28 protein-coding genes are annotated in these 25,498 nt (G+C 69.5%); 14 read left to right on the top strand and 14 right to left on the bottom strand.

Annotation, left to right across the window (positions count from 1 at the left end; translation table 11 throughout):
• Nucleotides 1-107: 107 nt before the first annotated feature.
• Nucleotides 108-593, bottom strand: coding sequence for an RNA polymerase sigma factor (locus tag BMY74_RS11585; protein WP_143091540.1), 486 nt, complete (start codon nt 591-593; stop codon nt 108-110).
• Between the two features lie 239 nt (nt 594-832).
• Here BMY74_RS11585 and BMY74_RS44950 point away from each other — a divergent pair, with 239 nt between their 5' ends.
• The 3 genes from BMY74_RS44950 to BMY74_RS11575 are packed head-to-tail and all read left to right on the top strand — an operon-like array spanning nt 833 to nt 1,848.
• Nucleotides 833-973: a hypothetical protein gene (locus tag BMY74_RS44950; RefSeq protein ID WP_177229694.1), complete on the top strand. Its 141-nt coding sequence runs from the start codon at nt 833-835 to the stop codon at nt 971-973.
• Between the two features lie 10 nt (nt 974-983).
• Entirely contained in the window at nt 984-1,430 is a 447-nt protein-coding gene (locus BMY74_RS11580; protein WP_245786044.1) for a nucleoside deaminase, read from the top strand.
• A 10-nt stretch (nt 1,431-1,440) separates the two neighbouring features.
• Entirely contained in the window at nt 1,441-1,848 is a 408-nt protein-coding gene (locus BMY74_RS11575) for a Rossmann-fold NAD(P)-binding domain-containing protein (protein WP_089914028.1), read from the top strand.
• Here BMY74_RS11575 and BMY74_RS11570 read toward each other — a convergent pair.
• Genes BMY74_RS11570 through BMY74_RS11560 form a run of 3 tightly spaced genes read right to left on the bottom strand, consistent with a single transcriptional unit; the run spans nt 1,830 to nt 4,052 of the window.
• Nucleotides 1,830-2,198, bottom strand: coding sequence for an STAS domain-containing protein (locus BMY74_RS11570; protein WP_177229693.1), 369 nt, complete (start codon nt 2,196-2,198; stop codon nt 1,830-1,832). The genes BMY74_RS11575 and BMY74_RS11570 overlap by 19 nt on opposite strands.
• 19 nt (nt 2,199-2,217) lie before the next feature.
• A complete protein-coding gene (locus BMY74_RS11565; RefSeq protein WP_143091539.1) occupies nt 2,218-2,985 on the bottom strand; it encodes an iron-containing redox enzyme family protein in 768 nt (255 codons plus the stop codon).
• Nucleotides 2,985-4,052: a carboxylate-amine ligase gene (locus tag BMY74_RS11560; RefSeq protein ID WP_089914021.1), complete on the bottom strand. Its 1,068-nt coding sequence runs from the start codon at nt 4,050-4,052 to the stop codon at nt 2,985-2,987. The genes BMY74_RS11565 and BMY74_RS11560 overlap by 1 nt, the downstream gene beginning before the upstream one ends.
• Before the next feature lie 49 nt (nt 4,053-4,101).
• Between BMY74_RS11560 and BMY74_RS11555 the strand changes: the two genes are divergently transcribed.
• Complete coding sequence (locus BMY74_RS11555; protein WP_089914018.1) at nt 4,102-5,025, top strand: DNA topoisomerase IB; 924 nt, start codon at nt 4,102-4,104, stop codon at nt 5,023-5,025.
• Here the strand turns inward: BMY74_RS11555 and BMY74_RS11550 are convergent.
• Genes BMY74_RS11550 through BMY74_RS11540 form a run of 3 tightly spaced genes read right to left on the bottom strand, consistent with a single transcriptional unit; the run spans nt 5,012 to nt 6,673 of the window.
• Nucleotides 5,012-5,434 (bottom strand): DUF4383 domain-containing protein, encoded by a 423-nt coding sequence (locus tag BMY74_RS11550; protein WP_177229692.1) that lies wholly within the window; start codon nt 5,432-5,434, stop codon nt 5,012-5,014. The genes BMY74_RS11555 and BMY74_RS11550 overlap by 14 nt on opposite strands.
• Before the next feature lie 42 nt (nt 5,435-5,476).
• A complete protein-coding gene (locus BMY74_RS11545; protein WP_245786043.1) occupies nt 5,477-6,196 on the bottom strand; it encodes a SigB/SigF/SigG family RNA polymerase sigma factor in 720 nt (239 codons plus the stop codon).
• A gap of 12 nt (nt 6,197-6,208) precedes the next feature.
• Nucleotides 6,209-6,673 carry an SRPBCC family protein gene (locus BMY74_RS11540; protein WP_089914013.1) on the bottom strand — a complete coding sequence of 155 codons (465 nt, stop codon included), beginning with the start codon at nt 6,671-6,673 and terminating at the stop codon, nt 6,209-6,211.
• Between the two features lie 211 nt (nt 6,674-6,884).
• Between BMY74_RS11540 and BMY74_RS11535 the strand changes: the two genes are divergently transcribed.
• The 7 genes from BMY74_RS11535 (at nt 6,885) to BMY74_RS11505 (ending at nt 13,919) form a co-directional block, all read left to right on the top strand.
• Nucleotides 6,885-7,661, top strand: coding sequence for an ABC transporter ATP-binding protein (locus BMY74_RS11535; RefSeq protein WP_371927810.1), 777 nt, complete (start codon nt 6,885-6,887; stop codon nt 7,659-7,661).
• Nucleotides 7,658-8,437 carry an ABC transporter ATP-binding protein gene (locus BMY74_RS11530; protein WP_089914008.1) on the top strand — a complete coding sequence of 260 codons (780 nt, stop codon included), beginning with the start codon at nt 7,658-7,660 and terminating at the stop codon, nt 8,435-8,437. Before BMY74_RS11535 ends, BMY74_RS11530 begins: the two co-directional genes overlap by 4 nt.
• On the top strand, nt 8,434-10,254 hold the full coding sequence (locus BMY74_RS11525) for an AMP-dependent synthetase/ligase (protein WP_089914005.1): 1,821 nt from the start codon (nt 8,434-8,436) through the stop codon (nt 10,252-10,254). The genes BMY74_RS11530 and BMY74_RS11525 overlap by 4 nt, the downstream gene beginning before the upstream one ends.
• On the top strand, nt 10,247-11,134 hold the full coding sequence (locus BMY74_RS11520; protein WP_089914002.1) for a branched-chain amino acid ABC transporter permease: 888 nt from the start codon (nt 10,247-10,249) through the stop codon (nt 11,132-11,134). The genes BMY74_RS11525 and BMY74_RS11520 overlap by 8 nt, the downstream gene beginning before the upstream one ends.
• Nucleotides 11,131-12,231: a branched-chain amino acid ABC transporter permease gene (locus tag BMY74_RS11515; RefSeq protein WP_089913999.1), complete on the top strand. Its 1,101-nt coding sequence runs from the start codon at nt 11,131-11,133 to the stop codon at nt 12,229-12,231. Before BMY74_RS11520 ends, BMY74_RS11515 begins: the two co-directional genes overlap by 4 nt.
• A gap of 49 nt (nt 12,232-12,280) precedes the next feature.
• The gene (locus BMY74_RS11510) at nt 12,281-13,531 is read left to right on the top strand and encodes an ABC transporter substrate-binding protein (RefSeq protein WP_218159599.1); all 1,251 of its coding nucleotides are present in this window, start codon (nt 12,281-12,283) and stop codon (nt 13,529-13,531) included.
• A 181-nt stretch (nt 13,532-13,712) separates the two neighbouring features.
• On the top strand, nt 13,713-13,919 hold the full coding sequence (locus BMY74_RS11505; RefSeq protein WP_089913993.1) for a hypothetical protein: 207 nt from the start codon (nt 13,713-13,715) through the stop codon (nt 13,917-13,919).
• Here the strand turns inward: BMY74_RS11505 and BMY74_RS11500 are convergent.
• From BMY74_RS11500 to BMY74_RS11480, 5 genes are all read right to left on the bottom strand, one after another.
• Nucleotides 13,908-14,798: an alpha/beta hydrolase gene (locus BMY74_RS11500; RefSeq protein ID WP_089913990.1), complete on the bottom strand. Its 891-nt coding sequence runs from the start codon at nt 14,796-14,798 to the stop codon at nt 13,908-13,910. The two genes, BMY74_RS11505 and BMY74_RS11500, sit on opposite strands and share 12 nt — an antisense overlap.
• A complete protein-coding gene (locus BMY74_RS11495) occupies nt 14,798-15,103 on the bottom strand; it encodes a putative quinol monooxygenase (RefSeq protein ID WP_089913987.1) in 306 nt (101 codons plus the stop codon). The genes BMY74_RS11500 and BMY74_RS11495 overlap by 1 nt, the downstream gene beginning before the upstream one ends.
• Before the next feature lie 97 nt (nt 15,104-15,200).
• Complete coding sequence (locus tag BMY74_RS11490) at nt 15,201-16,157, bottom strand: TolB family protein (protein WP_089913984.1); 957 nt, start codon at nt 16,155-16,157, stop codon at nt 15,201-15,203.
• Nucleotides 16,154-17,356: an MFS transporter gene (locus tag BMY74_RS11485; protein WP_089914334.1), complete on the bottom strand. Its 1,203-nt coding sequence runs from the start codon at nt 17,354-17,356 to the stop codon at nt 16,154-16,156. Before BMY74_RS11485 ends, BMY74_RS11490 begins: the two co-directional genes overlap by 4 nt.
• A gap of 20 nt (nt 17,357-17,376) precedes the next feature.
• Nucleotides 17,377-18,732: a CBM96 family carbohydrate-binding protein gene (locus BMY74_RS11480; protein ID WP_089913981.1), complete on the bottom strand. Its 1,356-nt coding sequence runs from the start codon at nt 18,730-18,732 to the stop codon at nt 17,377-17,379.
• A 172-nt stretch (nt 18,733-18,904) separates the two neighbouring features.
• On the opposite strand from BMY74_RS11480, the gene BMY74_RS11475 reads away from it, so the two are divergent.
• Nucleotides 18,905-19,471, top strand: a complete 567-nt coding sequence (locus BMY74_RS11475) for a hypothetical protein (protein ID WP_143091538.1) — start codon at nt 18,905-18,907, stop codon at nt 19,469-19,471.
• Here BMY74_RS11475 and BMY74_RS11470 read toward each other — a convergent pair.
• Complete coding sequence (locus tag BMY74_RS11470) at nt 19,434-20,420, bottom strand: PHP domain-containing protein (protein WP_089913975.1); 987 nt, start codon at nt 20,418-20,420, stop codon at nt 19,434-19,436. The genes BMY74_RS11475 and BMY74_RS11470 overlap by 38 nt on opposite strands.
• A gap of 108 nt (nt 20,421-20,528) precedes the next feature.
• Here BMY74_RS11470 and BMY74_RS11465 point away from each other — a divergent pair, with 108 nt between their 5' ends.
• Nucleotides 20,529-22,100 (top strand): alpha/beta fold hydrolase, encoded by a 1,572-nt coding sequence (locus tag BMY74_RS11465; RefSeq protein ID WP_143091537.1) that lies wholly within the window; start codon nt 20,529-20,531, stop codon nt 22,098-22,100.
• Between the two features lie 8 nt (nt 22,101-22,108).
• Here the strand turns inward: BMY74_RS11465 and BMY74_RS11460 are convergent, their stop codons facing one another.
• Nucleotides 22,109-23,056 (bottom strand): MASE1 domain-containing protein, encoded by a 948-nt coding sequence (locus BMY74_RS11460; protein WP_218159598.1) that lies wholly within the window; start codon nt 23,054-23,056, stop codon nt 22,109-22,111.
• 269 nt (nt 23,057-23,325) lie between these two features.
• Between BMY74_RS11460 and BMY74_RS11455 the strand changes: the two genes are divergently transcribed.
• Nucleotides 23,326-25,464: a molybdopterin-dependent oxidoreductase gene (locus BMY74_RS11455; RefSeq protein WP_089913968.1), complete on the top strand. Its 2,139-nt coding sequence runs from the start codon at nt 23,326-23,328 to the stop codon at nt 25,462-25,464.
• Nucleotides 25,465-25,498: the final 34 nt, after the last annotated feature.

The raw sequence follows: 25,498 nt of genomic DNA, 5'->3' as shown, positions 1-25,498 counted from the left end.
CACCTTCTCCGGTTCCGGCAGGTCCGCGACATCCAACGGCGGCCTGCTCACTCCGATCTGCACCGACGACACTGTCGACCTCCCGACGCGTCGGGGACGGGAACCTCCTACTGTTCCGACGCGCCGGGTGGCCGGTCAACACATGAGCCGGCATCGAGGAGGACGGCGCGCAGTTCGGCCAGCGCCCGCACGCGGTTGCGTTGCACGGTCCCCTTGTGCACGCCCAGCAACCGCGACGCCTCCTCCAGCGTGCGGCCGGCGATGTCGACCAGCAGCACCGCGGACGCCTCCTTGCCGGTCAACCGGCGCAACAGCCCGGCGACGAACTCGCGGTCCTCGGGGGAACCGTCGCACACGCCGGTGTCCACCTCCGCCCGCACCACGCAGCGCCGTTCGGCCCGCCACCTGCCGCGAGCCAGGTTCACGGCCGTGGTGAGCGCGTAGGCGTAGGGGTTCGGGTGGTCGAGCAGACCTCGTTGCCGTCGCGGAGAGCTCTTCAACCGGACATAGACCTCCTGCACCAGGTCGTCGCCCAGGTGGGTGTCCCCGACGAGCTGGACCACCCGCCTTTGCAGGCGTGGCAACAACTTCACGAAAACGTCATCGAAGTCCGCGGAGTGCACCGGCTTCCTCCAGCTGATCGACGCCGACTGCCTCCCCTGGGCCTCTCGGCCGCTTCAGGCAGTCGCGGGTCTTCAACCGGAGCGGATCCGCGGTAGGGGCCGCAGACGCCTCGCACCACCTGCGAAAGCACTCATGCGAACCCGGCTTGTCCTTTTCTCCCGACCATCGGACGTGCCGAGCCGAGCGAATCCCCAGGAGGGAAAGACAAGTGCGAAGCGACGACACCATGCAGTGCTGGTTCGCCGAGCTGCCGAACGCGGGCGTGCAGCTGCCCGCCGTCGGTGTCGGCCTCAAGGTGCTGCGGCAGTCCGGCACGTCGATGACGGTGAAGTCGTTCAAGACGAAGTAGCGTCAACGGCATGACTTCCGCTGACGACATGCTGGCCGTCGCCGTCGAGGAGGCGCGGACGGGACTCGCCGAGGGCGGGATCCCGATCGGCGCGGCGCTCTTCGACGGTGACGGCCGTCTGCTGGGCCGGGGCCACAACCGCCGGGTGCAGGACGACGACGCCTCGATGCACGCGGAGATCTCGGCCTTCCGCAACGCCGGGCGGCAACGGAGCTACCGCGGCACCACCATGGTCACGACGTTGTCGCCGTGCTGGTACTGCAGCGGCCTGGTCCGCCAGTTCGGCATCTCGAACGTGCTGATCGGGGAGGCCACCACGTTCCACGGCGGCCACGACTGGCTGGCGGAGAACGGCGTCGGCGTCACCGTGGTCGAGGACCCGGCGCTGGTCGAGATGATGACGACGTTCATCGCGGCCAGCCCGGAACTCTGGTACGAGGACATCGGCCAGGACTAGCGTCGAGCGCATGGCTGCTGTGCTGATCGCCGGGAACGACGAAGGCGCCGAGGTCACCCGCCTGCTCGAGCGGGCGGGCCACACCGTGCTCCCGCACGACACCGCACCGGAGCAGGTGGACGTGCTGGTCACCACCGCGGCCCTCGCGCCGGAGACGTTCGAGGCCAAGGTCGCGGGCCTGGCCGAGGTCCTGCAGCGCTACCTGCCGGCCCTCGAGCGGTCCGCGGCCCCGGTCGTGGTGAACGTCAGCGACGCGGACCTCCTCACCAAGGCGGCCGCCACCGTCGTCACGGCGCAGTACGCGAGGGCGTTCCCGCACGTGCGGATCAACGCCGCCGAGCAGGACGCCGCGACGATCACGAGGCTGGCCGGGATCGGGCCGGACGGGCCGACCGGCGGCTACTTCGCCCCGGAGTAGCGCGCGACGGCCTCCTCCAGCGAGCCCAGGATCGTGAACACGGTGTCGAGCCCGGTCGCCTCGATCGGGCGCAGGGCCGCGCGGCCGGACGCCACCACCACGAACTCCACGCCGGCCCTGGAGGCGCGCTGCTGGCCCAGCACCAGGGCCTCGAGGCCCGCCGAGCCCAGGAAGCGGACGCCTCCGAGATCCACCAGCACGGCCCGCAGGCCTTGCACGACGTGCGTCTCCAACGGGCCGGTGAGCTCACCGCTGGAGGTCGTGTCGAGTTCGCCGGACACGTGCAGCACGACGACGTCGGACGCGATCCGGTCTACGGCCACGGAGGCCAGAGCGGTGGGGTCGGGCACGCTGTCTCCCTTCAAAGCATCAGCACCCAACGTTAACCCGCCCCTGGGTGAGCGACCAACGGCCCCTCAGCGAGCTGCGACCGGCCTGCCGCGACGCGTGCACGTGCTGGGTCAGGCGGGCGTGCAGCTCGTGGCACGCGGTGAAGCCGAGGCGGACGTCCTCCGGCGGGCACTGGACGGGCAGCAGCTGTGCGAACGGGTCACCGCCGATGGTGTCGACCGCCGACAGGAAGCCGACGAGCGCGCCGACCAGCCGCTGGTGCAGGCCGAACAGCGACAGCGCGTTCACCAGGGCGAGGGTGGGCGCGGGCATGTCGTCGACCAGGGCGTTCGGGTCCAGGTCGCGCAGCGTCACGGTGAACAGCACCGAATGGGTGCGTTCGGACCGCGTGCCGTACGCGTCACCGTGGATGTCGCGCAGCACCGACCGCATCTCGCGGCGCGGCTGCCAGAACGCGTGGTGCCTGCGCAGTTCCGCGAGGCCCTCCTCGGACAACGGCGCGGGCGACGTCACCTCGGTCAGCGACCGCAGCTCCTTCTCCCAGCGGGCTTCGAGGGCCGCGTGGAACTGGGCCAGCGCGGGGTGCTCCTCCCAGCCGGCGGCGACGTCGTCGAACCCGTGCGTCCGCAGTTCGTAGCAGATCCACAGCGACAGCTGGAGGTCGTCGTCGAGCCAGGCCTCCCTGGTGCCGCCGCTGGCGAGCAGTGCGGGCCGGGGCAGTGGCGGTTGGCGCAGCGCCGTGACCAGGGCGGAGCTCATGTGGCCGCGGGGAGCGGGCAGGCGCATCAGGTTTCCTCACGCGTTCGGGCGATCAGCATGTCCACAAGGGACTCGGGGTCCGGGGAGCGTCGTTGCCGAGCGGCACCGCTGCCGTTGTGGCGCAACCAGTCCAACTGCTGCTCCACAGTAGACAGAGTGCCACGATCGCGCAGCGCGACCTCGACGTGCTCAACGAGCGACACTGCCCGGTCGAACGCGGGGGAGAGTTTTCCGGTGTGTGGATCGGCGGCCAGTCCGTCGACCCCGTCGCGCGACGCCCGCCAATATGCCGCCCGCAGTACGGAATCGTCCACCCGTCCTTCGGAGGGTTCCGTCACGACGAGCGCCCCGATCAGCTCGGCGAGGACCGCGACTTCCGTTGCCAGCTGGGGGATGTCGGCGACGCGCACCTCGACGGTCGGATGATCCTCCGACGGTCGGACGTCCCAGTAGACCATCGCCTTGTCCAGCAGGGCCTGCGTCGCGATGAGCGCGTCGACCGTGCCGTCGTACTGCTCGGGGCCGTCCCACTCCGGCGGCGGGCCGCTCACCGGCCAGCGCGACCAGACCATCGACCGCCAGCTGGCGTAGCCGGTGTCCTCCCCCTCGTAGTAGGGCGAGTTCGCGCTCAGCGCGAGCAGGGTCGGCAGCCACACCCGGATCTTGTTGGACGCCCGCAGCGCCTCCGCCCTGTCCGGCACGCCGACGTGGACGTGCAGCCCGCACGCGCCCTTCCCGACGACGAGCCGGCGGTGCGAGTACTCGATCTGGTGATAGCGGGGGTCGTCCGAGCCGGGCGGCGGACCGGCCTCGCCGATCGGCGGCATGCCCGTCGCCACGAGCCGGCACCCGGCCTCGTCCGCGGCGTCCACGAGCACCCGGCGCCCGCGGCGCACCTGCTCGTCGAGCTCGGCGAAGGACGAGGTGACGCCGGTGGCGACCTCGATCTGGAACGGCGTCAGCTCGCCCTGGACGTCGAGGTCTCCGGGCGCGCGCGAGATCTCCCGCACCCGTGGCGCCAGTGCCACCGGCCGCCGCGAATCGGGATCGACGAGGAGGAACTCCTGTTCCACACCGACCGTGTAGTTATTCATCGGCGAGCGGGTACCCGCGTCTCGTGCTGATCAACCTCGGAGTGACCACATGAGACTGCGTCGCAGCGACCCGGCGGGTCCGGGCTGGACCCGCCGCCGCCAGGGCAAGGGCTTCCGCTACACCGACGCGAAGGGGCAGACGCTCACCGCGGACGACGTCGCGCGGGTGAAAGCCCTGGTCATCCCGCCTGCATGGCGGGAGGTGTGGATCTCGCCGCACCCCACCGGGCACATCCAGGCCGTCGGGTACGACGACGCCGGGCGGCGCCAGTACCTCTACCACGAGCAGTGGCGCGTCCAGCGGGACGCGGAGAAGTTCGACCGGGTGCTGAAGCTCGCGCCGAAGCTCGGGAAGTTCCGCGAGCAGGTCGCGCGGGACATGAAGGCGCGCGGCCGCACGAGGTTGCTCGCCGTCGCGCTGCGCCTGCTGGACCGCGGCATCTTCCGCGTCGGGCACGAGCAGTACGTGGAGGAGAACGGCACGCACGGCGTCGCCACCCTGCTCTGCGAACACCTCTCGGTGCGCGGCAGCCGGGTCCGGTTCCACTTCCCGGCCAAGTCCGGCGTCGAGGTCGACCAGGAGATCACCGATCCCGAGCTCGCCAGGGCGTTGAAGTCGCTCCTGCGCGGCAAGACGCCGGACTGCCGCGTCTTCGAGATCACCGCGGACGACGTCAACGAGCGCTTCCGCGAGCTGGTCGGCGACGAGTTCAGCGTGAAGGACCTGCGCACCTGGCGCGCGACGGTGTTCGCGGCGGAGTTCTTCGCGGCGGAGCTGGCCAGGCGCGGCAGGCCGTCGCAGCGCGCGATCAGCGCGGTCATGAAGGAGGTCGCCGCCGAGCTGGGCAACACGCCCGCTGTGACGCGGAAGTCCTATGTGGATCCGCGGCTCGTCGAGGCGTTCGAGCAGGGGCGGGTCATCGGCGGGGGAGACCCGGAACGGGCCGTGCGCAAGCTGCTCAGGCAGGCTTGAGCGCGGCCCGGTCGCACTGGCGGCACCACGCGGCACCCTGCGCGGACGCCAGTGCGGCGAAGCCCGCGATGAAGTGCAGCGCGTTGCTGCCGGGGTTCACGTTCAGGAAGTTCACGACCTCGTCGTCGTAGCGGGCGAGGCCCAGCCCGAACAGCACCAGGAACAGCACCGCCACCAGCAGCGCCGTCCCGCTCAACGCCCGCAGGCGGGGAGCGGTGAGCAGGAGCGCGGCGCCGAAGACCAGGTGGATGACGTTCTGCAGCGGGTTGACCCGCAGCCAGAGGATCCACGTGTCGGACTCACCCGCGAACGACGAGAAGCCGGTCACGAAGAAGCCACCGACGCCCCACAGGACGAGCAGGGCGCCGGTGCCGACCGCCAGCTTCTGGGGCCACCGCAACCGGTTCATGAGGCCAGTATCGCCAGGACCGGACATTCCCGCTCGCCCATTTCACTCCTCTGCCAGCAAATCGTGCCGCAGCTGCTCCAGTGACTTGGTGAGCAGCCTCGACACGTGCATCTGGGAGACCCCCACGCGGCGGGCGATCTCGGTCTGGGTGAGCCGGCCGAAGAACCGGAGGACCACGATGGTCCGCTCACGCCGGGGGAGGCCCCGCAGCATCGGCTGCAGGGCCTCGTGGATCTCGACGCCCTCCAGCGCGGGGTCGTCGACGGTGGAGCTCTCCAGCGAGTCGAGAGGGGCGAACGCGATGTTCTTCTCGATGCGCAGGCCCTCGTAGACGTCGGTGAGCGGCACCCCGAGGTGCCGGGCGATCTCGGAGGGAGTGGGAGACCGCCCGGTGCGGTGCGACAGTTCGGCGGTGGCACCGTCGATGGCGTCGCACAGCTCCTTCAACCTCCTGGGTACGCGCACCGCCCAGCACTGGTCGCGGAAGTGGCGCCGCACCTCGCCGGTGATCGTCGGCACGGCGTAGGACAGGAAGTCCGTCTGCCGGCCGACGTCGAACCGGTCGATCGCGTTGATCAGGCCTACGGCGGCCACCTGCGCCAGGTCTTCCATGGGCTCACCGCGCTCGCTGAAGCGACGGGCGATGTGCCGGGCGAGCGGGAGGTACTCGCGCACCAGCCGGTCCCGCATCACGTGGTAGCGAGGCGAGTCACGGGCGGTGCGGGCGAGTTCCTCGAACGCCGCGTGCTGGTCCGGCGTCAACGCGCACCGCGATCAGACCTGAGGGGGCGGCGTCACGTCGCCGCGCCACGCGCCGGTCTCGGTGCCGCGGTTCTCGATGAACTCCTTGAACCGCTTGAGGTCACCCTCGATCCGGTGGCCGACCACGCCGAGCGCGGCTCCGGCCTTCTCGGTCAGGGTCTCCGGCTCGTACTCCATCTGCAGGTGGACCCGCGTGGTGTCGTTGTCGATCCGGTGGAAGGTGACCACACCCGCCTGCGACGGGCCCTCGACCGTGGTCCACGCGACGCGCTCGTCGGGGTGCTGTTCGGTGATCTCCGCGTCGAACTCGCGGACGACCCCGCCGATCTTCGTGGTCCAGTGCGTCATCGTCGGCGTGACCTGGTCGATCTTCTCGACGCCGTCCATGAACGCCGGGAAGGATTCGAACTGGGTCCACTGGTTGTACGCCGTGCTCACCGGCACCTGGACGTCCACCGACTTCTCAATGGTGGTCACGAAACCTCCTCCTTCGATTGGTGTCGACACGTGAGTACCCGTGTCACGCCCTGTTACACATCGGCAACGAGTCCGATGTGGACGGTCACGCAGAGTGCTGAACCACTTGCGATCTGCGCATCACGAAATCGCCCACAGTGGTCAAACTGCTCTGTGATCCACGTCTCAAGAGCTGCATACTGCTCGGTATGTCAGGGGCCCCTAGGAGGCGCTGGTGCTCGAGGCGAACAACCTTGAGGTTGTCTACGACGACGTGATGCTGGTGCTCCGGGGCGTGAGCCTGCAGGTGCCCCAGGGCAAGGTCGTTGCCCTGCTCGGAGCCAACGGAGCTGGGAAAACGACGTTGATGAGGGCCTTCAGCGGCCTGCTCGACGTGCACGACGGCAAGGTCACGAAGGGCTCGATCACCCTCGACGGTGAACCGATCCACCGCCTCCCACCGGCGCGGATCGCCGAGCGCGGGATCAAGCAGGCGCTGGAGGGCCGCAGGATCCTGGCCGAGCTGACCGTCGAGGAGAACCTCAAGGTAGGAGGTCACGCGAGACCCAAACGGCTCAGGCAGAACCTGGACCGTTGTTACGAACTGTTCCCACGCCTGCTGGAACGGCGAAGACAGAGCGCGGGCTACCTGTCCGGCGGTGAGCAGCAGATGCTCTCGATCGGGCGGGCGCTGATGTCGGAGCCGTCCTACCTGCTGCTGGACGAACCCAGCCTCGGCCTCGCGCCGTTGCTCGTGCAGCAGATCCGCGACCTCGTCGTGAAGATCAACGAACAGGGCACCACGGTCCTGCTGGTCGAGCAGAACGCCAGCATGGCGCTGTCCATCGCCGACCACGGCTACGTGCTCGAGACCGGCAAGGTCGTCATGGACAAACCGGCGCGGGCACTGCTCGCCGACGACGACATCCGCGAGTTCTACCTCGGTCTCGGCACCTCGTCGTTCCGTGCGGTCAAGCACTACAAGCGCAGGAAGCGGTGGCTGTCATGAGCGTTCTCGAAGTCACCGAGGTGCGGCTCGCGTTCGACGGCGTGGTGGCCGTCGACAACGTCTCGTTCAGCGTCGAGGAGGGTGAGCTCTTCGCCATCATCGGCCCGAACGGCGCCGGCAAGACCTCCATCTTCAACGTCCTGAGCGGCGTCTACCGGCCGCAGCGCGGCACCGTGCGGTTCCACGGCACCGACCTGGTCGGCAAGCGGCCGCACCGCATCGCCGCGCAGGGCATGGCCCGCACGTTCCAGAACATCGAGCTGTTCTCGCACCTCACCGTCGTCGACAACCTCATGCTGGGCCGCCATAACCACATGCGGTACGGCGCGCTGTCGGCGTTCTTCTGGCTCGGCAGGGCCCGCACCGAGGAGTTGGCGAACAGGGCCGCGGTCGAGGAGGTCATCGACTTCCTGGAGCTGGAGCAGTGGCGCCGGTTCCCGGTCGGCCTGCTGCCCTACGGCGTGCAGAAGCGCGTCGAGCTGGGCAGGGCGCTCGCGATGGAGCCGAAGCTGCTCCTGCTGGACGAGCCGGTCGCGGGCATGAACGTCGAGGAGACCGAGGACATGGCGCGGTTCATCCTGGACGTCCGCGAGGAGCTGAACATCCCGATGATCATGGTGGAGCACGACATGGGCCTCGTGATGGACCTGGCCGACCGCGTGATGGTCATGGACTTCGGCCGCCCGATCCGCACCGGCACGCCCGCGGAGGTGCAGCAGGACCCCGACGTCATCCGGGCCTACCTCGGCGAGCAGCACAAGAGCGTGACGCCATGACCACCACCGTCGTCACGCGCGTGAAGGACCGCGCCGAGCACACGCCCGACCAGATCGCTTTGCGTGCCAAGGACTTCGGCATCTGGCAGGAGGTCAGCTGGGCCGCCTACTGGTCCAGCGTCGAACTGGTCGGGCACGCGTTGCTCGCACTGGGGCTCCAGCCGGGCGAACGGGTCGCGATCCACTCCGAGAACCGCCGCGAGTGGCTCTACGCCGACCTCGGCATCGTCGCCGCCCGCGGCATCACGGTCGGGCTCTACCCGACGAACCCGGCATCCGAGGTCGCCTACCTCCTGTCGCACTCGGGTGCGCGGATCCTCATCGCGGAAGACCAGGAGCAGGTCGACAAGGCGTTGCTGGTCCTGGAGGACACGCCCGACCTGGAGTGGATCGTCTACGTCGAGCCGCGCGGCATCAAAGGCCGGTACGACAACCCGAAACTCCTGGCCTGGGAGGACTTCCTGGCGTTGGGAGCGGCTCATCGCGACGAGTTCGGCGGCGAGCTCGCGGACCGCATGGCGGCCACCGAACCCGGTGACGTCATGACGCTGATCTACACCTCCGGCACCACCGGGCCGCCCAAGGGGGCGATGCTCACCGTGGCGAACGTCGAGTTCGCCGTCCACGTGCTGGTGGAGGGCGGCGGTTTCACTTCGCCACCGCCGTCCTCCGCCGACGTCACGCTGTCCTACCTGCCGTTGTGCCACGTCGCCGAACGGATCTTCACGACGTGGTTCAGCGCGGCCAGCGGCGTGCAGGTCCACTTCGCCGAGTCGATCGAAACGGTGCAGGCGAACCTGCGCGAGGTGCAGCCGACGATCCTGTTCGGTGTCCCGCGCATCTGGGAGAAGGTGCTGGCGGGCGTCAAGATCGGCGTCTCCAGCGCGTCCTGGATCAAGCGCACGACGACTCGGTTCTGGCTCCGGCGCGCCGAAGCCATCGGCGAGACCCTGGTGAGGACCGGTGGCAAGCACACCGGGCAGAGCCGGATGCTCTACGCGCTGGGCTGGCTCTTCTGCTTCCGCGCGCTCAAGGCCCGCATCGGCATGCGGTACGTCCGGTACGCGGCCTCGGGTGCCGCGCCCATCGCCCCGGACGTGCTCAAGTTCTTCATGGGCATCGGAGTGCCGATGCACGAGGTCTACGGCATGACCGAGAACACCGCCGTGGCCACGGGGAACCGGCCGGGACGGGTCAGGCTCGGCACGGTCGGCGAACCGCAGCCCGGCACCGAGCTCCGGATCGACGAGGAGACCGGCGAGATCCTCACGAAGCACGGCGGCACGTTCGCGGGCTACTGGCAGGACCCCGAGTCCACACAACGGGTCCTCAGCGACGGCTGGTTGCACACCGGTGACGTCGGCGAGTGGGTCGACGGCACGCACGTGAAGATCACCGACCGGATGAAGGACATCATCATCACCGCGGGCGGCAAGAACATCGCGCCGTCCGAGCTCGAGAACGCGCTCAAGACCTCCCCGTACATCAAGGAGGCCGTGGTGATCGGCGACCAGCGGGCGTACCTGGTGGCGTTGATCGGCATCGAGTACGAGACGGTCGGCCACTGGGCGCAGCAGCGCCGGATCACCTACACCACCTACCGGGACCTGTCGGAGAAGCCCGAGGTCCTGGAACTGGTGCAGGGGGTCGTGACCGAGGTGAACGGGAAGTTCGCACAGGTCGAGCAGATCAAGAAGTTCCGCATGTTCCCCAAGGAGCTCGACCACGAGGACGGCGAGCTGACCGCGACGCAGAAGGTCAAGAGATCCGCGCTGGGCAAGATGTTCGACGACCTCGTGGAGTCCATGTATGGATGAGTTCCTGCAGTCGTTGATCCGAGGCCTCGGCACCGGGTCGATCTACTCGCTGCTCGCGCTCGGCTTCGTGATCATCTACAAGTCGACGCAGGTGATCAGCTTTGCGCAGCCGGCGTTCATGCTGGCCGGAGCGGTGCTGGTCTCGTACCTCTCGCCCGCGGTGTCGTTCGTCGGCGCGGTCGTCGTGGCCGCCGTGGTGATCGCGGTGCTGGCGCTGGGCGTCGAACGCGCGGTGCTGCGGCCGATGGTCGGCAAACCGGTGTTCGTCGTCGCGATCATCACCATCGGCGTGGACGTCGTGGTCAGGGTCGTGACGAACGCGTTCATCGGCCTCGACGTCCGGCAGGTCGGCGACCCGTGGGGCCTGAACACGGTGAGCTTCCTGGGCGCCGAGGTGCAGGAGCGGTACCTCGTGATGATCGCGACGACCGCGGTCGTGACGGCGTTGCTGTTCCTGTTCTTCCGCTACTCCCGGATCGGGCTCGCCATGCGGGCCGTGGCCTACGACCAGGAGGTCGCGCTGGCGCAGGGGGTCTCGGTCGGGTCGGTGTTCGCGCTGTCGTGGGCACTGGCGGGCGGGCTCGCCGCGCTGGCCGGCGTGTTCGTCGCGACGGGCGCCGGTGTCGACCAGCAGCTGTGGATCGTGGCGCTGAAAGCGTTGCCCGCCATCATCATCGGCGGCCTGGAGTCGCTGGGCGGCGCCGTGGTCGGCGGGCTCACGGTCGGGGTGGTGGAGTCGCTCTTCGGCACCTACCAGAACGACTTCGCCCCGTGGCTCGGCCCGAACTTCGGGCTGGTCGCGCCGTACGCGTTGATGTTGCTCGTGCTGCTCGTCAGGCCGTACGGACTGTTCGGCAAGCGGGAGGTGGAACGCCTGTGAAGGGTCGTCCTGAGCTGTACACCTCCTACGGGCAGGACATGGCGTTCCTGAACACGCGTCCCAAACGCGCGTGGTCGGGCGGCCTGCTCGTGATCGCCCTGCTGATGCCGTTCCTCATCACCGACGACCTGCTGCAGTTGCTCGCGACCGGGTTCGTGGCGGCGATCGGCGCGATCGGGCTGAACATCGTCACGGGGTACGCGGGCCAGGTCTCGCTGGGCCACGCGTTCTTCCTGGCGATCGGCGCGTACACGGCGGCCGCGCTGTCCGGACCCGAGACCGGGCGGGTGATCGGCTTCGGCATCACGTCGCTGCCGGTCTGGCTGCTGGCCTCGGGGCTGGTGGCCGCGCTCTTCGGTGTCCTGGTGGCACCGGTGGCGGTGCGGTTGCGGGGTCTCTACCTCGCGATCGTGACGCTCGGACTGGTCTTCCTGGGAGAGCACGTGTTCCGGGAGTGGACGTCGCTGACCGGCGGGCCCGGTGTCGGGCGACCGGCGGCGATCCCCGAGCTGTTCGGGGTGCGGCTGGACCAGGACAACTCGGTTCTCACCGCGGCGCAGATGCTCTACCTGCTCATGTTCGTGCTGCTGGTGATCTTCGGTGTGCTGGCGCGCAACCTCGTGCGCTCGCGGGTCGGGCGGGCGTTCGCGGCGGTGCGGGACCGGGACCTGGCCGCGTCGGTGATCGGCGTCGACCTGACGCGGTACAAGGTCCTGGCGTTCGCGGTGTCCTCGTTCTACGCGGGCGTTGCGGGTGCGTTGTTGTTCGTGGTGAACGGGTTCTTCGACCCCGGCTCGTTCAACCTGCTGTTGTCAGTGCAGTACATCGCGATGGTGCTCATCGGCGGCGCGGGCACCATCTCCGGAGCGGTCATGGGAGCGCTCTTCATCACTCTGCTGCCACGCATCACCAGGGAACTGCCCGCGGTGCTGCCGTTCATCAGCGGTGACGCGACCGGAGTCGTCACGGTCTTCCAGGTGGAGGCCGTGCTCTACGGCGTGCTCATCATCGTGTTCCTCATCGTCGAGCCACGCGGGTTGTTCGGCATCTGGGTCCGCGTCCGCAACTACTGGCGCACCTGGCCGTTCTCGTACTGAGGAGAGAATCTCCATGTCTGGTAAGAGATCTGCTGTCATATTCGTCGGAGTGCTGCTCCTCGCCTCCTGTCGCGGTGGCGATTCCGCCGCACCGCAGGAGGGCGCGGGCGGCATCAAGGTCGACGTCGGCGTCACGTCCGAGGCGTGCCCCGAGGCCAAGGACAAGTCCAAGGGCTGCATCTACCTCGGCACCATCTCGGACCTCACCGAGGGCCCGTTCAAGACGCTCGCCGTGCCGATCACGGACGCGCAGAAGGCGTTCTGGAAGCGCGTCAACGACAAGGGCGGCATCGGCGGCTACGAGGTCGACGTCACCAAGTACGTCAAGGACAACAAGTACAACCCGCAGATCCACAACCAGGTCTACCAGGAGATCAAGGGCAACGTCCTGGCGCTGACCCAGACCCTGGGCTCGCCGACGACCGCCGCGATCCTGCCGGACATGAAGAACACGAAGATGGTCGCGGTGCCGGCCTCCTGGACCTCGCTGTGGGGCTTCGAGGACGGCGTGCTCGAGTCCGGCGCGAACTACTGCGTGGAGTCGATGAACGCGGTCGACCACGGCGTCGAGAAGATGGGCGTCAAGTCCGTGATGGCCGTGCACAACCCCGGCGACTACGGCGACGACGCGGCCGCCGGCGCGAAGATCGCGGCCGAGAAGCGCGGGCTGACGTTCGAGAACGTGACCACCACGCCCGGCCAGGACAACCAGGGCGGCGCGATCGACGCCGTGGTGTCGAAGAAGCCGGACCTCGTCATCCTCACGACCGGGCCGACCGACGCGGCCGTGATCATCGGTCAGGCCGCGGCCCGCGGTTTCACCGGCAGGTTCATCGGCACCTCGCCGACGTGGAATCCCGGCCTGCTGAAGTCGCCGGCCGCGCCCGCTATCAAGGCGCTGTACATGCAGTCGGCGCCGTGGAAGTCGTGGAGCACCGAGTCCGTCGGCCACACCGCGTTGCGCGCGGCACTGCCCGGCGTGACGCCGAACGACGGCTACACCGCGGGCTGGGTGTGGGCGTACCCGCTGAAGGCCGCACTGGAGAAGGCCGTGGAGAACAAGGACCTGACGCGCGCCGGAGTGCTCGCCGCTGTGAAGCAGCTCACCTCGGTGGACTACGAGGGCATGCTTCCTTCGGGTGCAGGTAATTTCTCCGCTTCGCCCCAGGACGCCCTGTTCCGTCAGAGCACCCTCTACAAGCCGGACGACGCCTCTCCCACCGGAGTGACGCTGGTGGAGGACTTCTTCACCGGTTCGACGGCCAAGGACTTCAAGTTCGAGAAGCCCTGTTACCAGTGATCCGAACGGGTGACACTCGACGCTGAAACCCGACAAAAGTGTTTAGTCTCGCTGGTGAGCCAGTAGGAGGTTGTCAGCGGTGTTGTCGTGCGTCGAGGTTCGCCGATCCGCCGGAGGCCTCCGGTTACTCGTCCGTCCCCCGGCCGCGTCGCGCTGGAGCGCGCGGCTGGGGTACGAACGGGTGTCGGAGTTGCTCACGGCGATTCGTCAGTCCGAGTCGTGCTCGGTGCCGGACGTGGCGCTGAGGTACGTGCCCGACCAGCGCACCGGTGAGGCGGAGCTGGCGTGCGAGACGGGGTCCGTTCTGCTGGACGCCGAAGAGGTGACGGCGCTGCACGACGCGTTGCGCGCCCACATGCCGGACAGGATGAGGCCACTACCCGCTTAGCTTGCGAGCGAGCCATTCCGTGCGCGTGCGCCGTGCCCGCCGGGAGAGCGCCGCGTCGGGGAAGATCGCGTCGAAACCGTGGAACCCGCCCGCCCACGTGTGCAGTTCGGCGTCGCCACCGGCCGCCCAGAGTCGTGCGGCGTAGGCGACGTCCTCGTCCCGGAACACCTCGGCCGTGCCGGTGTCGACGTAGGTGGGCGGCAGACCCGAGAGGTCCTCGGCCAGAGCCGGTGACACGTAAGGGGAAACGTCGGTCGCGTCACCGAGCACCGACCGCCAGCCGAACTCGTTCATCTCCCGCGTCCACACGCCGGGAACGCCCTCGTACTGCCTGCTCGACGGGGAATCGTTGCGGTGGTCCAGCATCGGGCAGATCAGCACCTGTGCGGCGATCCGGGGGCCGACCAGGTCGCGGGCCATCAACGTGACTCCGGCGGCCAGTCCGCCGCCCGCGCTGATGCCCGCCACGACGATGGTGCCGATGCCGAGTTCGCCCGCCGCCCACAGCAGGCCGCGGTAGCAGTCCTCGACCTGCGTCGTGCCGGTCGCCTCGGGGGCGAGCCGGTGCTCGACGGTGACCACAGCGACGCCGAGTTCGGTGAGCCACTGCAACGGGATGTCGATCTGCGAGAACCGGTCGCCCATCACCATTCCGCCGCCGTGGATCCAGTAGACGCACCCGGCCGGTGTGATCCCCTTGGGGCGGAACACGGTCAGCTCGATCTCGCCGAGGGTGACGTCGTGCCGTTCGGCGTCGGTCTTGAACGGCTGTGACGGCATCTGGCGGATCGCCTGGAGCATCTCGGGGGTCAGTTCGGTCGACAGCTGCATGTCCGCGAGCAGCGCCTTCAGCTCGGGGTCCAGGGCGGGGCCGCGCATCAGAACGCGGCCTTGCCGCCGACGGGCAGCTCGTCGAGGTACGTGGGCTCGCCGTCGAGCAACGTCCGGAGCTTCGCGACCAGAGCCTGCGCCTGCTCGCCGGCGAAGAACGCGCTGTGCGCCTCGGCGGACTTCCAGCCCTCGGTCACGTGGACGACGTCCGGGTTCGCGGCCGAGCGGCCGACGAGGAAGACCACGCAGTCGTCGTCGGTGAGCGAAGGCGCGTCGAGCAGGAACTCGACGACCTCGTCGCCCTTGCCAGGGCGTGCGGTCAGGGTCGCATGGAAGCCGTGTCCGACACTCATGTGATTCTCTCCCTCGTCGTTCTGGCGATGCACCCATCAGATCAGCCTGAACAGTGGAAAGGGGAGATCGATGCTGCTCGACTCTTGCCTGATCCTCTCAGCTGATCGACGCGGGAGAACTGGCCTCCGGTACCAGGACCACGGGCGTGCCGCTGCCGTCCGCCGGCACCGCCCACACGTCGTTCAAGCCGTCGTCGCGCTGGATGCCGTACGCCACGGTCCTGTCGTCGACCCACGCCGGCTGGTCGTCGACGCTGCGCGTCTCGGCGAGCTCGGTGATCTTCCGGGACGCCAGGTCGAGGACCGAGACGCGCCAGCCCTTCTGCGGGTCGCCGTCGACGGCCTTCTTGTAGGCGATGCGGGTGCCGTCGGGAGACAGGGACGGGCACTCGACGTCGTCGAGGTCGGTGAGCGGCTTGACCGTGCGGGCCGCGAAGTCACCTTCGAGCAGGTAGCGGTGGCCGCCGGTGGACATGGTGGCGTAGAAGCGGTTGTCGTCGGCGGTGAACGTGACGCCCCAGTAGTTCGTGTCGACCGGCCGCTGCGGCACGCCCTCGACCGCGAACTCCTCCAGGGACGTGACCAGCGCGCCGGTCCTGGTGTCGAGGATGCCCGTGCTGGTGGAGAACCCGTTGGCGGCGTAGGAGTGGCCGTCGACGAACAGCGTCCACGCCACCATCCGGCCGCTCGCCGACACCCGCGTGCGGTTCGGGAAACCGGTCAGCGGGACGGTCCTCACCTCGCGGAGGCCGGTGTCGAGCACGGCGAGCTCGCCCGCCTTCAGCGCGCCGACCGGGCGCAGGCAGGAGATCGTGCCCGCCGCCGCGTACGCGCGGTCGCAGCTCTGCGCCGTGACCTCGCGGGAACCGGCCGGATCGGAGCGCGACACCGTGGAGAGCTTTCCGTTGCTCAGCACCATCAACCGCGGCCCCGCGCCGGTCGGAACGGACCGCGCGGTGTTCTCGGGCGTGGCGCCGGACAGCGCGGTGTAGCCCGCGGCGACGCCGCCGAGCAGCACGGCGGCGGTGAGGGTGATCAGCAGGCGCTTGGTCATCGGCGGCGTCCCAGCAGTGCGGCGGTGGTGATCAGGGCGCAGACCACCGCGACGGCGGCGATCCGGGTGGCGGCCTCGGGGCTCCAGAACTGCCAGGCGAGCCCGAACAGCACGGACGAGCCGAGGTAGGCGAGCGCCTGTCCACTTTGGATCAGCGCGATGCCGGTGGTGCGCAGGCGTTCCGGCAGGACCGGGCCGGCCAGCGCCATCAGCACGCCGTCCGTGCAGGCGTAGAAGACGCCGTAGAGCAGCACGACCAGCACGAGCAACGGCCAGCCGCCCAACGGCCCGTGCAGCAGCAGGTAGACGACGGTCAGCGCGCCGTACCCGGCCAGCATGACCTTCAGTCTGCCGACGCGGTCGGCGAGCGCGCCCAGAGGAGCGGCGAGCAGCAGGTAGACGAGGCTCGTGCCGACGGCGAGCAGCGGGAACCAGCCGAACGCCAGCCCCTCGCGCTTCTGCAGCAACAGGTACACGAACCCGTCGCCGATGGTGACCAGTCCGAGCAGGGACGCGGCCAGCACGATCCTCCGCACGGCCGGGTCCTTCAACAAAGCGAGCTTGAGCGGTTCCTTGCGCTCCAGCGGTTCGGGCCGGTCCCGCACGTACAGCACGAGGACCAGCACGCCGAAAGCGGCGATGCAGGAGCTCACCACGAACACGGCGTCGAACGACTGCGCGGACGCGGCGAGCACGGCCATGGCGACCAACGGCCCGGCGAACGCGCCGATGCCGTCCATCGCCCGGTGCACGCCGAAGGCCCGGCCGAGGTCGCCGTCAGGGGTGGAGAGGGTGATCAACGCGTCGCGCGGCGCGGTTCGCAGACCCTTGCCCGCGCGGTCGGCCGTGATGACGAGCCCCAGCGCCGTCAGGGAGTTCCCGGCGGCGAGGAGCCCGAGCTTGGCCACCGCGGAGAGCCCGTAGCCGAAGCCCGCGACGGCCTTGCGCCGGTTCGTCCGGTCGGCGACGTAGCCGCCGGCGAGCCGGAGCAGGGTCGTGGCGCCGGTGTAGACGCCGTCGATCAGCCCGTACGCGGCGGGACTGAGCTGGAGGCCGATGACCAGGTACAGCGGGAGGATCGCGGCGACCATCTCCGACGACACGTCGGTGATGAGGCTGACGGTGCCGAGCGCGAAGACGTTGCCGCTCAACCCCTTCCAGTTCGCCGTCCTGGGTTTGTCGAGAGTGGACAGGTACATCATCGGCCTCCAGCGGTCCGTCAGTGGCAGGCGGTCGTGCCGCTGTCGGTGTAGGTCTTGCCCGCCTCGGGGACGAACTGCCAGTCGAAGCTGTTGCTGTGCAACGTGAACTTCAGGACGCCACGCGTACCCGTGTTGCGCGCCTCGCTGTTCGGCCTGATCGTGCCGAACCCGTACGCCCCGGCGCCGCCCATGCCCGCGACGAACGTCCGGATGCCGCGCGCGTTGTCCAGGGAGCCGCTGGGGTTCTGCGGGGCGAACCGCTCGTACTGGTGGTTGTGCCCGAAGACGACGAGGTCGGCGTTGTAGTCGTACAGCGCCTGGAACAACGGCCTGGTCGCCGTCGAGGGCGCGTGGTTGGCACCGCTGGTGAACAGCGGGTGGTGCCAGTACGCCGCGACGCACGCCTTCGTGCTCGCCGCCAGGTCCTGCCGCAGCCACTGCTCCTGCGCGCTGCCCGCGGACATGGTGATGTTGGAGTTCAGCGACACGATGTGCCAGTCGCCGATGTCGTAGGAGTAGTAGCCGCGACCCGACGGACCGGCCTGCGCGCCGAAGTAGTTGTAGTACCCCGTGGCGCCGCTGGTGTTGTAGTCGTGGTTGCCGGGCGACGGCCTGGTGCGCGCCTTGTGCCGGCCCCAGGTCGGTTCGTAGTAGGTGCTGAACTGCGACGCGGTGCCGTTTGGGTAGACGTTGTCGCCCGTGGTCCAGACGGTGCCCTGGATGCCGTCCAGCAACGCGGCCGTGGCCGTGTCGCCGGAACCGGAGTCGGCGATGTCGCCCGCGCCGACCCAGACCGGGTCACCGGGAGGCGGCGTCGTGCCGTCGGTGACGACGAGCTGCGGCGCGGTCGCCCCGCTCTCGCGCGAGTCGTAGTCGGCGCCGTCGATGTTGCCCGACGTGATGCCGATGCTGTACGTGCCGTTGCCCGTGACGAGGCTCGTGACGTCGACCTCGTACCAGGCGTTGCGCACGACCGAACCGAGCGAGCCCAGCGTGGCGCCGTCGATCGCGGGCTGGTTGTTCCAGGTCACCGCGGTCTCGGTCCAGCTGACGTTCGACATCGCCCGGAACGTGCCGCCGTTCGGGCTCTCCGCTCCGGAGACGTCGTCGGTGTGGATGCGCAGCTTGGCGTTGGAGACGCCGCTGACACCGGAGACCGTGAACTTGAGGAACGTCCGCTTGACCGGCGAGTTGTCGATGCCGAGCTGGCCGGACGTGCCGTAGTTGGTCCCGGTGGCCCCGTTGTCGACGTAGGTGTCGGCGGTGGGCGTGAACGTGGTGGTGGCGGCGTGAGCCGAGGTGGAGGCGGTGAGGGTGGCCGCCGTGACGATGATCGTGGAGAGCACGGCCAGTGGAGCCCTGCGACGTGACATGCCTGTCCTTGCTGTGGTGGGCGGACGTGGGCCGTCGGGAAGGGTAGGGCTCAAACGAGTCGCGCACGATGGTCGTTGGGCGGCCACCGGGTGAACGGACGGAAAATCCCCCTCGGGGGTGGGAAGGTATTTCCGCGCAGGACGAACGCTCCGTACGGGTATGGGAGTCGAGGTGCACGACCCTCGCTGGCTCGCGGCCGTGCCGGAGGCCGAGCTCGTCGTCGCGCTGGACGAGGTGGGGGAGCACGCCGCGCGGGGGCACCGGGTGACGGTGCTGATCGACCTCGTGCCGGACAACGTGTCCGTGCTGCGGGGTCTGGCCGCCGAGGCCGTGGGGGAGGGCGCTCGCAAGGTGCGGGTCAGACCGCACGGAGTCGACCGGGTCGACCTGGTCTACGCCGCCGTGGAGCTGGGCCGGATCGCCGAGGACGACGCCGTCGAGGTGCAGTTCGACGTCACGTCGGCCGCACTGCTGCGCGCCGATCCGGCGGCGTTCGTGCGGGTGGACCCGTTCGTGGTCAGGAGCGACGGGACGGTCGTGCCGATCTGCGCCGGTCTGGAGGACTACGCGCTCGGCACGCTGGGGTCGTTCGACGACCTGGTGGCGGCCTACGACCCCGAACCCGTGCGGGACCTGTGCCGAGTGGCGCTGACCCGCGCGCTGGCCGACACCGGGCCGCTCGTGTCCTGGTACGAGCACCTCATCCGGACAGCAGCCGAGATGCGCTCCGGGTGTTGATCACCTGGTCCGGTGTCACGCCGCACTCCTCCGCCCGCGCGCAGCCGTAGTTCAGCCAGTCCAGCTGGCCGGGCGCGTGCGCGTCGCTGTCGATCGAGAACGTGCAGCCGGCGTCGACGGCCAGGGACAGCAGCCGGCGCGGGGGATCGAGCCTTTCGGGCCGTGAGTTGATCTCGACGGCCGTGCCGTGCCCGGCGCACGCCTCGAAGACCTCCTCCGCGTCGAACTGGGACTCCGGGCGGCCCTTGCCCACGACCAGCCTGCCGGTGCAGTGGCCGAGGATGTCGACGTGCGGGTTCCTGACCGCGTTCACCATCCTGCGCGTCATCTCGGCGCGCGGCATCTTCAGCTTCGAGTGGACGCTCGCGACCACGACGTCCAGCCGTGCCAGCAGGTCCTCGTCCTGGTCGAGCGACCCGTCGTCGAGGATGTCGACCTCGATGCCGGTGAGGACCGTGAACGGCGCGAGCTCGGCGTTCAGCTCGGCCACCACGTCCAGCTGCTTCTCGAGCCGGTCGCGGGACAGTCCATTCGCGACGGTCAGGCGCGGGGAGTGGTCCGTCAGCACCATGAACTCGTGGCCGAGGTCGCGGGCCGCCTCGGCCATGTCGCGGATCGGGCTGCCGCCGTCGGACCAGTCGGAGTGCACGTGGCAGTCGCCCTTGAGCTTCGCCCGCATCTCCTCGCCGCCGGTGATGTCGACGTGCCGGAGCTTCGCCAGATAGGACGGTTCGCGGTTCGCCAGCGCGTCCACGACGACACCGGCCGTCGACTTGCCGACGCCCTTGAGGTCGGTGAGCGTGCCGAGCTTCGCCCGTTTCTCCACGTCGGCGGGGTCGAGGTCGGCGAGGACGGAGGCCGCGTTGCGGAACGCCTGGACGCGGTAGGTCGGCTCGCCCGCCCGTTCGAGGTGGAACGCCACCTGCTTCAACGCCTTGACCGGATCCATACCCCTTCCTACCCCACCGCGGTGAATTTCACCCGACCTTCGGGGGTGTCGGGCGGCTCGGCGACTGCGGAAGCGTTCGGGCGCTGACCGACTACGGAGGGGTACGCGGTGAGGAAGCGTTGGGGTGCGGTGGCTTTGGTGGCCCCGCTGTTCATGTCCCTGGTGGGAACGGCTCAGGCGGCGCCTGGCCCGTTGGACGAGTACTACACCCAGACGGTGGCGTGGGCCGAGTGCCCGGCCGGCTGGGTCACGCCCTCGACGGGGGTCGAGTGCGCCACGGTGATCGTGCCGATGGACTACAGGAACCCGGGCAACGGCAACCTGGAGATCGCCCTGTCGCGCAAGAAGGCGACGGATCCCGCGCGCCGCAGAGGCGTGCTGATGACCAACCCCGGCGGGCCCGGTGGTTCCGGCCTGGGCGCCGTGCACTGGTTCAACGCCCAGACCGACGTGCTGAAGATCTACGACGTCATCGGCATGGACCCGCGCGGGGTCGGCCGGTCGACGCAGATCCGCTGCATCTCGACGCCGACCGACGACGAGTTCCCGTCCCGTCCGACGGACGCGCAGCTCTCGAACTGGTCGGACTACGCCCGCGCGGTCGAGGACAACTGCCAGCGCGGCGGCGGGGAGATGCGCCGGCACATCTCCACCATGAACACCGCCCGCGACATGGACGTCATCCGCGGGGCCATGGGGGAGAAGAAGATCTCCTACGTCGGCTACTCCTACGGCACGCAGCTCGGCGCCGTCTACGGCTCGATGTTCCCGAAGTTCCTCGACCGCAGCGTCCTCGACTCCGCGCTCGACCCGCTGAAGACGTGGCACGAGCAGGACGTCGACGTGGTGGACGCGATCACGGACAACCTGAAGAAGTGGACGGAGTGGACCGCCGCCCGCAACGGCACCTACGGCCTCGGCACCACGCCCGCCGCCGTCCGCGCCGAACTGGACGCGATCGCCGCGAAGCTGGAGGACGGCCCGCACGGCGGCTACGCGGACGTGACCTCGTTCGACTACGCCGTCGGCGCCACCCGCTACCGCCGCTCGTGGGCCGCGTTCTCGCGCCACATCGCCTCGATCAAGGCGGGCGTCGCCGATCCCGCGGAGGCCTCCGCGATCGTGGCGGCTCTGAAGAAGGGCGACATCGAACCGACCTCGCCCGGCACGTTCCAGGCCGTGGTCTGCGAATGGGACTGGTTCACCGACGTCAACACGTACTACAACGACATGAAGCGCTGGCGCGACACGAACCCGTACGGCGGCACCGTCGACTACATGGCGCCGACCAACTGCACGTTCCGCGCGTTCCAGCGCCCGGAGAAGATCCCGGCCATCACCCGCAAGTACCCGGCGGGCCTCGTCGTGAACTCCGACGGCGACACCCAGACCCCGCTCGCCAACGGCAGGGTCATGGCGGAGCACCTCGCGCAGCCGCTGATCAGCGTGGCGAACGACGGCCAGCACGGCCACTACGCGTTGCGCCGCAACACCTGTGTCGACACGATCGTCAACAAGTACCTGGTGTCGGGCATCCTGCCGGCGTCCCGGGTCACCTGTGCCGGCACGGACATCGCGGAGACGGTGCCTCCGGGCGCGGCGGCCTCGCTCGGCGCGCAGTCCGCGCGGCCGTTGAGCGAGATCCTCGGTGAGATCGCCGTGGAGACCAAGCCCTTCTAGAAGCCCTACTAACCGGGCGGCACGACGCGGCCGAGCCGTTTGCGCACTCCCTCCTCCTGGTAGCGCGCAACGGTCTCGGCCAGCTGCACGCACGCGCGCTCGATCGCCTTCCTGGCCTCGTTGCGCTCGCTGGTGATCGCGCTCAGGATCAGCCCGGTCAGCGCCACCGAGCCGTTGAACGCCTGCAGCACGATCATCGTCGTCAGCAGGTCCCTGGCGACGAAGTGGCCGTCGGCCGCGGACATCACCGCCGCCACGGAGGTGATCGCGGCGCACGGCGCGGCGATCGCGTGCTGGAAGCGGAGCGCGGCCCAGATCAGCATCGGGAACACCAGGAACAGCAACCGAGAGCCGGACGTCGTCACGAACGACGCGAGCGCCGCCGTGCCGGCCAGCAGCACGAGCGCCTCGGCGAGCCGGCGCGGCGAGACCTGCCAGTGCCGGGGCAGGGTGAGCAGCAACGGCGTGAACACCAGCACGCCCATCGCGTCGCCGGTCCACCACACCGACACCACGGAGGGCACCTCGCGCCACGGGATCACGCCGCCGAGCTTCAGCGCCGCCGTGCCGACCAGCGCGCTGACCAGCATCGCGCCCAGCGCGCCCGCGAACACGAGCAGCAGCGCGTCCTTCAGCCGGTCGAGCGCGGGCCGGAAGCCGAAGCGGGTCAGCAGGTACCAGGCGATGAGCGGTGCGGCCGTGTTGCCCGCGGTGATCATCACGGCGGAGAAGAACGGCGCGCCCAGGGTGATGTTGGCGGCGAACGCCCCGATCGTGATGCCCGGCCAGATCCCGCGGCCCGACATCAGCAGTGCCGCGACCGAGATCCCCGTCGGCAGCCACAGCGGGGTGACCTGCCCCTCGACGAGGGCCAGGACCAGCCCGACCTGCGCGGTCGCGTAGTACGCGAGCGCGACGCCGGCGATCGTGGCGGCGGTGCGGAATGCGGCGTTCACCGCAACATGCTGCACCCGTGCACACGGGATGAACAGACCTTGCGACAGGGCGTACCCACCTGGACTCACTCCGTAGGTAGGTAACGATCAGTTCCGGATGCATGGTCGATCGCAGTCTGCCTTTGACCAGTGCAAATCGACATACCGGCTGGTATGCTCGGCGACTCCCAGGCGGGTCGCTGGGCTGTTCGGGTGGACCTCGGCCGGGTGATTGCGCCCGGCGGCCGGCGACTAGTACCCGTTGGTAACAAGCTGTGTGAGGGGACCCGATGAGGACCGTGTTCACGACCTGCCCGCTCTGCGAAGCGACGTGCGGGCTGGAGCTGACGGTCGAGGGCGACCGCATCACGAAGGTGCGCGGCGACCGCGAGGACGAGTTCAGCAAGGGCTTCCTCTGCCCCAAGGGCGCCTCGCTCGGCACGCTCGACGCCGACCCCGACCGGCTGAGCGCCCCGCTGGTCAAGCGCGACGGCGAGTTCCAGGAGGTCACCTGGGACGAGGCCTTCCGCCACATCGACGAACGCCTGAAGGACTTCCCCGACCGCAACGCCGTCGCGATGTACCTCGGCAACCCGGTCGCCCACTCGCTCGCCGGCGGTCTCTACGCCGGCCCGCTGCGCAAGGCCGTCGGCAGCCGCAACATCTTCACCGCCAGCACCGTCGACCAGATGCCCAAGCACGTCCAGGTCGGGCACATGTTCGGCAGCATCTTCTCGATCCCCGTGCCCGACATCGACCGCACCGACTTCATGCTGGTGCTGGGCGCCGACCCGTTCTCGTCCAACGGCAGCCTGTGGACGGTGCCGGACGCGCCGGGCCGCTTCCGCGACCTGCAGAAGCGCGGCGGCCGGTTCGTCGTGGTCGACCCGCGCCGCAGCCGCACCGCGCAGGCCGCCGACCAGCACGTGGTGATCCGGCCGGGCACGGACGTCTTCCTGCTGCTCGCGCTGGTCCACGAGCTGTTCGCGCAGGACCTCGTGGACCTGCGCGACCTCGCCGGGCACGTCACCGACCACGAGGTGATCCGCTCGCACGTCGAGGCGTTCGGCCCGGAGGCCGTCGCGGAGCGCACGGGTGTCGACGCGGCCACGACCCGCGCGCTCGCGAGGGAGCTGGCCGCCGCGGAACGCGCTGTGGTGTACGGGCGGATCGGCACGACGACGGTCGAGTTCGGCACAGTCGCCTCCTGGGCGGTCGACGTGCTCAACGTCCTCACCGGCAACCTCGACCGGCCGGGCGGCGCGATGTGGCCGCTGCCCGCGCACAACCGGCGCGGATCGGGCACCGGCAGGGGTTTCGAGGTCGGCCGCTGGCACAGCCGCGTGAAGGGGCACCCCGAGGTGATGGGGGAGTTCCCGGCCGTCACGCTGGTCGACGAGATCGAGACGCCCGGCGAGGGTCAGGTGCGGGCGCTGTTCACAATCGGCGGCAACCCCGCGCTGTCGCTGCCGAACTCGGCCCGCGTGAACGCGGCACTGTCCTCGTTGGACTTCATGGTCAGCGTCGACCCGTACCTCAACGAGACCACCCGGCACGCGGACGTCATCCTGCCGACACCCCCGCCGTCGCGCCGCGACCACTACGACATCGCGTTCCTCAACCACTCGGTGCGCAACTACGTGAAGTACTCGCGCGCCGCGATCCCGCTGGAGGAGGGCAGGGTCGACGAGACGGACATCTTCTTCCGGCTCGTCACGATCTTCAGCGGCCTCGGCCCCGCCGCCGACCTCGATGCCATCGCCGCGTTCCAACTCGCCGGTCTGAAGGAGAAGGCGGGCGTCGACTTCGAACCCGAGGGCAAGACCCGCGAGGAACGCCTGCTGGACCTGAAACTCCGCACCGGCGCGTACGGGCTGTCGCTCCAGCAGGTGCTGGACCACCCGCACGGCATCGACCTCGGCCCGCTCACCCCGCGCCTGCCGGAGATCCTGCGCACCCCGTCCGGCAAGGTCGAGCTCACCCCGGCGCCGATCGTCGGCGACCTGCCGCGCGTGCTCGCCGCGCTGCGGACGCCCGAGACCGACCTGGTGCTCGTCGGCCGCAGGCACCTGCGCACCAACAACTCCTGGATGCACAACGTGCCCGCGCTGGTGAAGGGCAAGCCGTTGTGCACGCTGCTCGTCCACCCCGCCGACGCCGGAAGGCTCGGCCTGAGCGACGGCGGCACGGCCCGGGTCACCTCACGCGTCGGCGAGGTCGAGGTGCTGGTCGAGGTCACCGGCGACATCGCGCAGGGCGTCGTCTCGCTGCCGCACGGCTGGGGCCACGACCAGCCCGGCACGCGGCTCACCGTCGCGAACGAGCACGCCGGGGTGAACGTCAACCTCCTCACCGACGACCTGCGCATCGACCCGCTCTCGGGCACCGCGGTGCTGAACGGCACCCGCGTGCAGGTCGTGCCCGCCTGAGCTCCGCCGCCGGAAAACCGTTGGGACAGCGCTG

Origin of the sequence: Lentzea albida, assembly GCF_900111005.1 — a bacterium.
In the GTDB taxonomy this organism is placed as follows: Bacteria; Actinomycetota; Actinomycetes; order Mycobacteriales; family Pseudonocardiaceae; genus Lentzea; species Lentzea albida.
The sequence above is the reverse complement of the archived record's forward strand: the minus strand, read 5'-3'. Positions and strand labels throughout refer to the sequence as shown.